Source organism: Noviherbaspirillum soli (genome assembly GCF_015352955.1).
GTDB classification, from domain to species: domain Bacteria; phylum Pseudomonadota; class Gammaproteobacteria; order Burkholderiales; family Burkholderiaceae_D; genus Noviherbaspirillum_A; species Noviherbaspirillum_A soli.
This window is the reverse complement of the sequence record NZ_JACYOX010000028.1, coordinates 65,298-76,624: the sequence shown is the minus strand read 5'-3', so window position 1 is coordinate 76,624 and position 11,327 is coordinate 65,298. Positions and strand designations below refer to the sequence as shown.

Genomic DNA, 11,327 nt, shown 5'->3' with positions numbered 1-11,327 from the left:
GCAACATGATTTGCTGTATGGCCCATTCCCGGACTGGCTCCGGATGTCGTTTCTTCATTGCTCACTCGCTATCGCCCTCCAGGTTGTTGGATATCAGTGGATGCGACAACTAGCCTGACATAGAGGGGCGACGCAAAAAAAGTGACCCGGCCGCCGGGACGGACTCCCGGCTTGTCTCCACGGTAGTGCAGCCGCCTTGCGTCACCCGGCAACGCACGGGCAGCACTGTCGTCGTTGTTGTTCAACAGGTTTTGAAGCTTAAACCTTTAAATTCAAAAGCAACTGCTGCTTCGCAGTGACGCCTTACCCCTGGTGAAACAAGCCGACTGCACTGTCGTCATGACCAGGCCGGGAGTTCGCCCCGGCGGGCGACCTACTTCTTTTGCTTCGCCAAAAGAAGTAGGCAAGAAAAGGCGACCCGGTGATCGCGCCCCGCTGCGCGGGGTCCCCGTGCCGTCGATGCATGGAGCGGGGCGCGGCTAAACTCGCCAAGCTGCGCTTGACTCAGACAGACGCCGCACCTTTTCCCGCTCCACGCACCGACGTCACGGCGCGCTCAACGGGACTTAAAAGCAACGGCAACGGCAACTGCAACGGCCACTGCTCCCGGACCGCACACAATTTGCGCTCACCCCGGTCGAAATTAAGCGCTACCGCATCGCGCTCCGGCTGCCGCAAGATGCAGCCATGCAAACCCAAGTCCACCTCCTCACCATGGCGCATCCGGGCGACGTCTCCGCCCTCGACGCCCTGATCAACAGCGGCGCCGTCGACGCCGGCCAAATCGTCGCCGTGATCGGCAAGACCGAAGGCAATGGCGGCGTCAACGATTTCACCCGCGGTTACTTCACGCAGTCGCTGATGCAGATGCTGTCTGGGCACCTGCAGGCCAGCCCGGCCGAACTGGCGGCGCGCATTCCCTGCATCCTGTCCGGCGGCACCGAAGGCGTGCTCAGTCCGCATTACGTGGTGTTCTGCCGCGCGCCATCGGCGCAAGCGGGCGAGGGCGGCGCGCTGGCGATCGGGCTGGCGTTCTCGGCGCCGACCGCGGTCGAGCAGATCGGCCGCGCCAGCCATGCGCACCAGGTCGCCCGCGCCGTCAGGGCGGCGATGGACGACGCCGGCCTGGACGATCCCGCCGATGTGCATTTCGTGCAGGTCAAGACGCCCTGCATCACCGTGGCCCGGGCCGAGCAGGCGCGCGCAAGCGGCCTGGAGCCTGTCAGCGGCGACCCCAACAAGGCCATGGCCCATGCCCGCGCCGCCGGCGCGCTCGGCGTGGCGCTGGCGCTGGGCGAGATCGACGAGGCGGCATTGACGGACGCGGCGCTGCTGTCGGACATGGCCCTGTATTCGGAACGCGCCAGCGTGTCGTCGGGCGTGGAGATCAGCTGCAATGAAATCATCGTGCTAGGCAACAGCCCGCGCTGGAGCGGGCCGTATCGCATCGCGCATCGGCCCATGCGCGATGCGCTCGACATCGGCGCGGTGGCGGGCGCGCTGTCCGACCTCGGGCTGGCAGCCTCGCCGCAGCTGGGCCAGGACGCGCTGGGCCGCATTGCCGGCGTGTTCGTCAAGTGCGAGCCGCAGCGCAACGGCCGGGTGCGCGCCAGCCGCCACACCATGCTGGACGACACCGACATCAATGCCCAGCGCCATATCCGCGGCGCCGTCGGCGGCATGGTGGCCGGGGTGATCGGCGATGGCCGCATCTTCGTTTCCGGCGGCGCCGAGCACCAGGGACCGGACGGCGGCGGACTGATCGCGGTGATCGCGTCCGGCACGCAGGACGCATGATGCAGGCCCATCCCTGGATGCTGTCGGCCCGCTCGCTGGCGCAGGCTTACCGGCGCGGCACGCTCGATCCGGTCGAAGCGCTGGCATCGGTGCTGGCCCGCATGGATCAGGTCAATCCCCGCCTCAATGCCGTCGTCAGCGGCGACCGCCAGGCCGCCCATGCGGCGGCCGAGGCCAGCGCCCGGCGCTGGCGCTCGGGCTGCGCGCTGTCGGCGCTGGACGGCGTGCCCTTCACCGTCAAGGACAACCTCCTGACCGGCGGCCTGCGCTCGACCTTCGGCAGCGCGCTGTATGCCGATTACATTCCGGACGCCGACGAACTGCCGGTGGCGCGGCTGCGCCAGGGCGGGGCAGTCCTGGTCGGCAAGACCAATGTGCCGGAGCTGACCGTTTCCGGCACCACGGACAACGCGCTGTTCGGCGTCACCCGCAACCCGTGGAACCCGGCATTGACGCCGGGCGGCTCCAGCGGCGGCGCGGCGGCCGCGGTGGCCTCCGGCATCGCGCCGCTGGCGCTGGCCACCGACGGCGGCGGCTCGATCCGCCGGCCGTGCGCCCATACCGGCTGCGTCGGCCTGAAGCCTTCCACCGGCCGCGTGCCGCGCAGCCGCGGTTTTCCGGTCTTCCTGCACGACTTCGAAGTGGCCGGGCCGATCGCCCGCAGCGTGGACGACCTGGTGCTGGCCATGCGCGAACTTTCGCCCTGGTCGGCCGGCGACAGCCGCTCCGCGCCATTCCAGGCGCTGCCGTTCTGCGTCCCGGAACAGCCGGCGCCGGCACGCATTGCGCTGCTTGCCGGCCTGGGCGAAGCGCCGGTCGATGCCGACAGCGCCGATGCCGCCGAGGCGTCGTGGCAGGCGCTGTCCAGGCTGGGGCATGCGCCGGTGGTGCTCGGTCCGGCCCAGCGCGCCACGCTGGTGCGGGCTATCGCCGACATCAACGATGTCGCCTGGCCGGTGCTGAGCGGCAGCGGGCTGGCCTGGCTGATGGCCACCCATCATGCAGGCCGCGAACAGGCCTTGTCGCCGCCGCTGGCGGCCATGCTGGAGCAGGGCAGGCAGCGCAGCGGCGCTGACCTGATGGGCGCGCTGCGCGCCGTTGCGCGGCTGCGCGATGTGCTCTCGCTGCTGATGCAGGATATCGACTGCCTGCTGCTGCCCTCGGCCGCCGCCCAGCCGTGGCCGGTGCATCAGCCGCATCCGCCCCTGATCGCCGGCCGCCCGGCCGGCCCGCGCGGCCACGCGGTCTTCACCGCATTCACCAATGCCGCGGGCCTGCCGGCGCTGGCCCTGCCGGCTGGCCTGGGCGCCACCGGCATGCCGCTGGGCATGCAGCTGGTGGGCCGCCATGGCGCCGACGGCTGGCTGTGCGCCATCGGCCGGCAACTGGAAAGGGCGCGCCCGTTCGCGCCGCTTTGGGAACGCCAGACCATGCACGATGCCGGTGCATATGGGACTGGCATGCAATCCGCTAGGGAGGAAACATGAGCCATCAAAACACCAATGACCAGACCCGCAAGCTGCGCATCGCCATCGTCGGCGCCGGCGTGGCCGGCTGCATCGTCGCGCGCCACCTGGCGCAGCGGCAGGATGTCGAACTGACCTGCCTGGAGCGGGTTGCGCGCGACGACCACAGCGAGGCCGGCACCGGCCTGAACATCGGTCCCAACGCCATCAAGCTGCTGCGATCGCACGACCCGGCGCTGGCCGATGCGGTGCAGGCCGCCAGCCTGCCCTGGAAAAGCTGGCGCACCTCGCTGACCGACGGCACCGAGCTGTTCGCGCTGCCGCTGTCGCAGGTGGCCGACAACGACGGCGTGCGCATCCGCTGGTCCGAGCTGTACCGCGTGCTGCGCGAGGGCGCCGGCGCTGCGGTGCGCTATGGCGTGACGATCAGGGACGTGGCGCGCCAGGCGGATGGCCGCTGCCGCCTGCGCTACGAGGCCGATGGCGAAACGCGTGTGCTGGATGACATCGACCTGCTGATCGGCGCCGACGGCCGCTATTCCGACACCCGCCGCGCGCTGTCCGGCGCGCCGGCGATGCGCCAGGTCGGCGTGGCGATCTTCCGCCTGCTGGTGCCGGATACCTCGGGCGGGCTGGTCGACGATTACGAGCAGTGGTTCAACGGCCCCAACCGGCTGCTGGCCTTCCGCGTGCCCCCCGGCCACATCTACATGGCGGGCACCTTCCCGCTGGACGCCGGCAACGAGATCGCCGCGCAGCACAAGTCGGCCGCGGCGCTGCGCCGCTATTACACGCCGGCCCATGGCCCGGCTGGCGCCCAGGCTGCCTGGCTGACCGATACCCTGTGCGCCCATGTCGACCAGATCCACTGGGCCCGCCTGCAGGAAACCGAGGCCGGTTATCTCGACGCCGACGCGCCCCTCCTGTACCTCGGCGACGCCGCCCACGGCATGGTGCCGACGCTGGGGCAGGGCGCCACCCAGGCGATCGAGGATGGCTGCGTGGCGGCCGGGCTGATCGCGCAACGGCTGGCGGCGGGCAGCGGCGACGTGCGGGAATGGCTGGCCGCCTTCGACGCGGCGCGCCATGCGCGCATCCGCTTCGTGATGGACTTCTCGCTGGAAGCCAGCGACACCCTGTTCGCCGGGGCCGACCCCGTGGCCGGCTCGCTGAAGAAGATGCAGCCGCCGTTCCAGGACAAGCTGCGCCGCCTGTATCGCGATGTGGCGCCGGCTGGGGCGGCATCGTGACGGCCGCGGTGGTGCATGGCCTGTTCCATGCCGCGATCAAGACCGCCGACTTGAATGCGACGCGGCGCTTCTATACCGGCGTGCTCGGCCTGCTTGAAATCGCGCGTCCCGACTTCGGCTATCCCGGCGCCTGGCTGGCCTGCCCGCATCCGGGCGGCGCCGCCATCATCCATATCTATGCCGGTGGGCCGGCGCTGGGCACAGACGGCCACGCGCCCATGGGCAGCGCCGCGATCGATCACCTGTCGCTGGCGTGCAGCGGCTACGCCGCCTTCAGGGCCCGCTTCATCGCGCATGGCCTGGACTGGCGCGAGTTCGTGGTGCCGGGCACCGCGCTGTGGCAGCTGTTCGTCTACGACCCCAGCGGCGTGCAGCTGGAACTGACCTTCAACGGCGAGGCCGAGGCCGGACCGCCGCCCGACCTGTCCGACGCGCGCCGCTATGTCGCCGGCGCCGGCTTCTTCGATCCCTCCACCTATTCCCTGATCCAACCCTGAAGGACTGCCATGACCCTCTCCACACTCTGCAAGATCGCCTTCACCGTTGCCGCCGGCCTTGCCACCGCCGCCGTCGCCCATGCCCAGGACAAGGTGCGCGTCGGCGTATTCGCCTCCAGTTCCGCGCTGCCGTATTTCGTCGGCATCGAGCGCGGCTATTTCAAGGAAGCCGGCATCGCGGTCGAAACCGTCACGCTGGCGTCGGCCCCGCTGATCGTGCAGTCCATGGTCAGCGGCGACATCGATGCCGCGTCCAACCTGGTCACGCTGGAAGGCGCCAACATCAGCCAGCGCCGTCCCAACACGCTGACCTATATCTCGCTCAACGGCCAGAATGCGCAGTACATCACCGAGCAGTTCGTGGTCAAGGCCGGCTCGCAAGCGAAGACACTGAAGGACCTGAAGGGCGCCAGGCTGTTCTCCGCGCCCGGCCCTGCCAATGTCGGCACCGCCAAGGCCGTGCTCAAGGCCATCGGCCTGGAAGAGAACAAGGACTACACGATGCAGGAGCAGCAGCTGTCGGTGCACCTGGGCGCGCTGCAGGCCGGCACCTTCGACGCCGGCTATACGCTGGAGCCGGTGGCATCCACCATGATCAAGCAGGGCGTGGCGCGCCGGCTCGAAGCCGGCGTGATCTCCACCCACTTGCTGGGCAATCCGTCCTCGCAGGCTTTCGCCGCCGGCGGCGCGCTGTCCAACAAGCTCCTCGCCGAGCGGCCCGATGTCGCCGCCCGTTTCGCCAGGGCCTGGGCCAAGGCGGTCGCCGCCGCCAACAGCGACGCCAGCACGCGCGAGCTGCTGGCCAAGGACATGAACGTGCCGGCCGCGCTCGCCGCCACGGTGCCGCTGGCGAACTTCGTGATGGTCAAGGACATGACGCCGGCGCAGAAAACCGACTTCCAGAAATTCGTCGATATCGGCGTCGGCCTTGGCGTGGTCAAGGGCGCGGTCGACACCGGCGCGATGATCAGGGGGATGTGATGCAGGCGCTCAAGCACATGGAAGCACCGCAGGCGGCGCGCCCGCCCGGCGCCGGCGAGATCGCCGGCATGGATCTCGGCCACCGCTGGTATGCGCCGGGCACCCATATCACGATACGCGGCCTGCACAAGACCTTCGGCGCCCACACGCTGTACGACGGCTTCGACCTCGACATCCCGAAAGGCAAGATCATCTCCATCTTCGGCCCCAACGGCTGCGGCAAGAGCACGCTGATCAACATGATCGCCGGCATCCTGCCGTATGACAAGGGACAGATCCTGTTCGACGGCAAGGACGTGCACGACACCCGCATCGGCTATGTGTTCCAGAACTACCGCGAGGCGGTGTTCCCGTGGATGCGGGCGATCGACAACATCCGCTATCCGCTGAAATACCTCGACCTGTCGAAAGGGGAGAAGGAAGCCCGCATCGACCGGCTGGTGGAAAGCTTCGACGTAAAGATCGACCTGAACAAATACCCGTACCAGATGTCGGGCGGCCAGCAGCAAATGGTGTCCATCATGCGCGCGCTGGTGGTCGACCCGGAAGTGCTTTTCCTGGACGAGCCGTTCTCGGCCCTGGATTATGAAATGACCCAGTTCCTGCGCGACCGGCTGCAGAAGGTCTTCATCGAGCGCCCGGTCACCACGCTGCTGGTGTCGCATGACCTCGACGAGGCGGTCTACCTGGCCGACTACGTGCTGCTGCTGTCGCGCAATCCGACCCGCATCGCCGACTTCGTGCCGTTCGACGCGCCGCGTCCGCGCAGCGCCGAAACCACGCTCACGCCCGACTTCCTGCGAGTCAAGGGCCATAGCCTGGAAATCTTTCAACGGGAGGTAAGGAAATGAAAAGCAGCGAGGAACTGATGGGCAGGCTGCAGCCGGTGCTGGGCCTGTTTCTGCTGGTGGTGTTCTGGGAACTGGCCTTCGAGATGCGCCTGGTCGACCCGGTGCTGCTGCCTTCGCCGGCGCAGTCGTTCCATGCCTTCTGGCATGGGCTGGAGGAGGGCTCGCTGTGGGCCGACCTGCGGCGCACGGTGGCGCGCACTGGCATCTCCTTTGCCATCGCGCTGGTGATCGCGGTGCCGCTGGGCATCCTGCTGGGCTCGTCGGACAAGGTCTATCGCGCGCTGGAATTCCCGATCGACTTCTTCCGCTCGACGCCAGCCTCGGCCATGTTCCCGCTGTTCCTGATACTGTTCGGCAGCGGCGAGAGCACCAAGATTGCCGTTGCCGCCTTCGGCGCGGCGCTGGCCATCTTGTTCGCCACCGCCTACGGCGTGATGAATGCGCGCAAGCAGCGCCAGCTGGCGGCGCGGGTGATGGGCGCGTCGAGGCTGCAGGTGCTGTCGGACGTGACGATCTGGGAAAGCCTGCCGCAGACCTTCGTCGGCATGCGCTCGGGCGTGTCGCTGGCGCTGGTGATCGTGATCGTCGCCGAGATGTTCATCGGCTCCACCGACGGCCTCGGCCAGCGCATCCTGAAGTCGCAGATGGTGTTCGACATGCCCGACATGTATGCGTCCATCTTCGCCGCCGGCGCGCTGGGCTATCTTCTCAACCTGCTGTTCATCGTGGCGGAGCGGCGCTTCGTGCACTGGGGCGGCAAATGAATCATCGACCAACAAACAAAAGGAGCATGCCGCATGCTGATCAATGATCCGGAAACCATGGCGCAATTGCAGAAGGCCTTTGCCGAATACGAACAGGCGCTGGTCACCAATGACGTGCCGACGCTGGACCGGCTGTTCTGGAACTCGCCGCATACGCTGCGCTACGGCGCCGGCGAAAACCTGTACGGCTTCGACGAGATACAGGCCTTCCGCAACAGCCGGCCGGCGCACAATCTGCAGCGCAGCGTGCTGCGCACGGCGATCACGACCTTCGGCACCGATTACGGCGTGGCCAACATCGAGTTCAGCCGGCCAGGCAGCGAGCGCATCGGCCGCCAGTCGCAGACCTGGGTGCGCTTCGCCGACGGTTGGAAGGTGGTGGCCGCGCACGTCAGCCTGATGGGTTGACCAAAGCCCGCCGGGATTACCCGAGGCCTTGCAGCGTTGCCGCAGCCGGAAGCGTACGCTGGCTGCAAGACGCGCTGCTGTTGATATTGATCACTTGCCACTGCACCGCGAGGTGAACGTCCCGACATCCACTGTTACCCAAAGCGCCGTAAAACTTTTCACAATCCGGCGGCTTATGCGCATGCGTAGGCCGCTATTCATTTGATATTGCGGAAGATCTATGGCTCAGGAAACGAGTGCGTCGAGTGGCGGGAAGTCTCATGGCAGCCAGTCTCAGGGGAGCAGGGGCTTCCATGACGGGGGCGCCAGGGAGCACGTCCCCCAGAGCGGTGGCGCAGCCCACGGGCAGAACATCCAGGCCGGCTCGCCGCCATCACAGCAGGTGCAGGCATCGGGCATGCCGCTGCTCTACCATCGCCCGCCGCCGCCATCGACGCCGCCGCCAACAGCCTTGCCCGGCGCATTGATGGGCTCTCCGCGCCGCGCCCCCGACGAGCGCACGGCAGGCTCTTACGGTGCAAGCCCGCCGCCGGGCGGACAGGCTTCGCCGCCTAACCCCGCGGCGCTCCGCACGCCGCCCGCCGTAAAAGGAGACGCGAAAGGAGCGCCTGGCAGCAGCGCATCGCGCCATGGCGCCCTTGCGCCGTCGCCCGGCAACACAGGCGCCAGCCCGACCAAGGGTGCGGAAGCGGAATGGAAGGTAAGAAAGGACGCCGGCAAGCCCTTGAACCTGCCGGCGTTGCCAGTCCGGTCAACGGGCCAGGATACGGGCGCATCCATCGCCGGGCACGATGCCGGCGGCCCGCTCAGGCCCTTTGCCGCCTTGCCGCCCTTGCCGCCCAGGCCCTTACCCTCCTCGCCGGGCCATACCCCGCCATCCATCGCATCATCCAGCCAGGCGGCGCCGCCGCCATCCGATCGGCCGCCGCTATCGCCGCCACCGCCTTCCTATCCGCCGCCGCCGCTGTCACCGCCGCCGCCTTCCGATCTGCCGCCGTTGTCGCCCCGCCAGAAAGGCGTAGCGCCGCCTTCGCCGTCGGCAACCGTGCCGCCGCGTGACAGCACGGCGCCTGCATACAGGCTTCCTGTGAACTTGCTGCCGCCGGTGGAGCAGTCCGGCACGCCAGGAGCGATCTCGCGCATGTGCGTGCTGGCGGAAGCCACGCTGGGTTTTGCAAGCGACACGATAGGCCGACAAAACCCCGGCTTCCTCGGCGTGAAGGTGTACAGCAAACTCAGCGAGTATTTCCTGCAGCAGGTCGCGGAGCACGCGTTCTCCACGGTAGCCGAGGAGGTGCGAAGCAGACTATTGGCCAATCCCGGGAAGCATCTGAGGAAGCTGCAAAAAGTCGAGGGCACATTGGATGGCGAACTCGGGCAGACCAACAGCGTCGATTGTGAGTATGCGATGACCTTCGTGGAGCCCATATTCGTTCTGATCTGCGGCAGGCGGCAAGACTACGCGGACTGCGGTCTGCCCCCCACGATAAAGTCCATGTTCCTCGCACTGGACCGGGATCTGGTCAAGGCATTGCTTGCATGGCGCAGGGGACAAAGATTGTTTCGCAAGGACGGACTCAAGGAAAAACTGGAGGCGTTGAAGGACGACAAGGGCAGGCTTGACAAGGAAAAAGCCGGCAGGCTGCTGAAACCCTATGGCTGGATAGCCGACTTCTACAGCGGCATGTTGCAGCATCGCCCGATTACTGCCCAGTACATCAACAAGTGCCGTGTGAATTTTTTCAGCGGCATCATCTTCAATCGGTGCATCAGCCCCTGCCTGGTGCCGCAGGTGGTGCCGGGAACAGCCGAACGCTCCGACGCCGACAGCGTACTCGCGACAATCGCGGGCGCTGTCAACAAGATATTCAAGCGGGACTACCAAAAATTCAGCCGCAGCTTCGTCGCGCACTCAGACAGGTTCCTGCCCGAAGCCGAAGCCGATGAATTGCGCAGCCTGGAAAAGAGGGAAGAGCGCATCGAGAAGGTCAGCAAGCCTGAAAAGGCTGGCGGCAGCGGCAAAAAGCTGGCGCCAAGGAAGGGGCACCCGAGCGCGCCCGGACTGCTGCAGGGGCAAGCCTTTCTCCAGGCCATGGAGCAGGAAGCCATACAGGCAAAGCAAGCCAACCGGGATGACGACCTTGCCGACAGGGCCGACAACAGAGCCTTGGAACGTCAATGGATTGACAACTTCCGGAAGAAACACAACGACGCGTTCAAGAAAAATCCGGAGCTGGAGTGGGGTTTCTCCACCGGGCTGCGCAAATGGCGCCAGGCGAAAGAGCGGCTGCCGGAAGCTGCGTTCAATGAAAAGCTGGCCGAGCTTTACAGGAAGGCGGAAAAAAATGCCGCCAAACAGGCGATCGCTTCCCCGGCCAAAATCCGGGGCGGCGCCGATGATGCCGGCAATACTGAGCTTGCGTCCTCGCCGCGCGCCAGGCCGACCGTCAACGACAAGGTGTCGGACAAGAGCGTCAACCGGAAAAAGAAAGCCAGCCGGCTCTCGATGCATGTTGCCAAGCTCACTGACGAGCAGTCGGATCTGCTGAGGAAGTTACTGCAAAACCCGAGGCGCCGTGCCTTCACCGAGCGTTTCCCCGCGTTGGAGGCAAAAGTGGAGACAGCCTTCATTGAGTGGTTGAATGAAGGCACGGGCGGCAATTCGATGCTGGCGCTGACAGAAATTTTTGAAGGCCTGGCCTTGCGCCACTTCTTTGATGCGATGGGATTGAGGGAAAAGACAGGCGATAACGATTTCAAAAAACTGGAGGCGGCCTGTGCCGCATGGTTGAAGGTAGGCGGCCGGGAACGGCCTGGGCCAGAACAGCTATTGCGCATATGGCACGAGACAGTTTCAGGCAGGCCGGCGCCTACCTATGAGCCGGCGATGCAGGTCCGGGTGGCGGAAGCCATCATCGACAATTTGCTGAGGAAGGATGCGGTCAGGCAGGAATTTGCCAATGAAGCGGTGAGACGAACGTTCTTCGCCACCGTGCAGCCATGGCTCAACATCGGCGCTCCCGGCAACAGTCTGAGAAACATCGTGATGGAGTTCTATGAGTCCGCTCTGCTGAGCGTTTTCATGCAGCGTCAGCCAAATGGCCTGTTGCCCGGTGCAGATGTGGTCGCGCTGCGCGAAGCGATGCAGAAAGAGGCGCAGGGCCATCCCGAGCAGATCATGACGACGCCGGTCCTGCAGACGCTGCTGGACCAGTTGCGCGAGCGTCGCCAGCAGTCCTGAGCCATGGTCAGCGGACCAGGGATGGTGCGCATCAGGGGTGCATTCTGGGCGCTGGGGCAGCGTGGCAGCCGC

General features: G+C 66.5%; 9 protein-coding genes. All 9 read left to right on the top strand.

The features are described from left to right. Positions 1-687: 687 nt before the first annotated feature. Entirely contained in the window at positions 688-1,797 is a 1,110-nt protein-coding gene (atzD, locus tag IGW04_RS18365) for a cyanuric acid amidohydrolase (RefSeq protein WP_194714533.1), read from the top strand. Next, a complete protein-coding gene (locus tag IGW04_RS18360) occupies positions 1,794-3,284 on the top strand; it encodes an amidase (RefSeq protein WP_228527188.1) in 1,491 nt (496 codons plus the stop codon). The genes atzD and IGW04_RS18360 overlap by 4 nt, the downstream gene beginning before the upstream one ends. Further along, on the top strand, positions 3,281-4,513 hold the full coding sequence (locus IGW04_RS18355) for an FAD-dependent monooxygenase (RefSeq protein WP_194714532.1): 1,233 nt from the start codon (positions 3,281-3,283) through the stop codon (positions 4,511-4,513). The genes IGW04_RS18360 and IGW04_RS18355 overlap by 4 nt, the downstream gene beginning before the upstream one ends. Beyond that, on the top strand, positions 4,510-5,010 hold the full coding sequence (locus tag IGW04_RS18350) for a VOC family protein (protein ID WP_323744878.1): 501 nt from the start codon (positions 4,510-4,512) through the stop codon (positions 5,008-5,010). The genes IGW04_RS18355 and IGW04_RS18350 overlap by 4 nt, the downstream gene beginning before the upstream one ends. 9 nt (positions 5,011-5,019) lie before the next feature. After that, positions 5,020-5,991 (top strand): ABC transporter substrate-binding protein, encoded by a 972-nt coding sequence (locus tag IGW04_RS18345; RefSeq protein WP_194714531.1) that lies wholly within the window; start codon positions 5,020-5,022, stop codon positions 5,989-5,991. Between the two features lie 68 nt (positions 5,992-6,059). Next, positions 6,060-6,842 (top strand): ABC transporter ATP-binding protein, encoded by a 783-nt coding sequence (locus IGW04_RS18340; RefSeq protein ID WP_228527193.1) that lies wholly within the window; start codon positions 6,060-6,062, stop codon positions 6,840-6,842. After that, complete coding sequence (locus tag IGW04_RS18335; RefSeq protein WP_228527187.1) at positions 6,839-7,606, top strand: ABC transporter permease; 768 nt, start codon at positions 6,839-6,841, stop codon at positions 7,604-7,606. Before IGW04_RS18340 ends, IGW04_RS18335 begins: the two co-directional genes overlap by 4 nt. A 33-nt stretch (positions 7,607-7,639) precedes the next feature. Continuing rightward, positions 7,640-8,014: an oxalurate catabolism protein HpxZ gene (gene hpxZ / locus IGW04_RS18330; RefSeq protein ID WP_194714529.1), complete on the top strand. Its 375-nt coding sequence runs from the start codon at positions 7,640-7,642 to the stop codon at positions 8,012-8,014. Positions 8,015-8,411: 397 nt separating this feature from the next. Next, positions 8,412-11,255: a hypothetical protein gene (locus IGW04_RS18325; protein ID WP_194714528.1), complete on the top strand. Its 2,844-nt coding sequence runs from the start codon at positions 8,412-8,414 to the stop codon at positions 11,253-11,255. Positions 11,256-11,327: the final 72 nt, after the last annotated feature.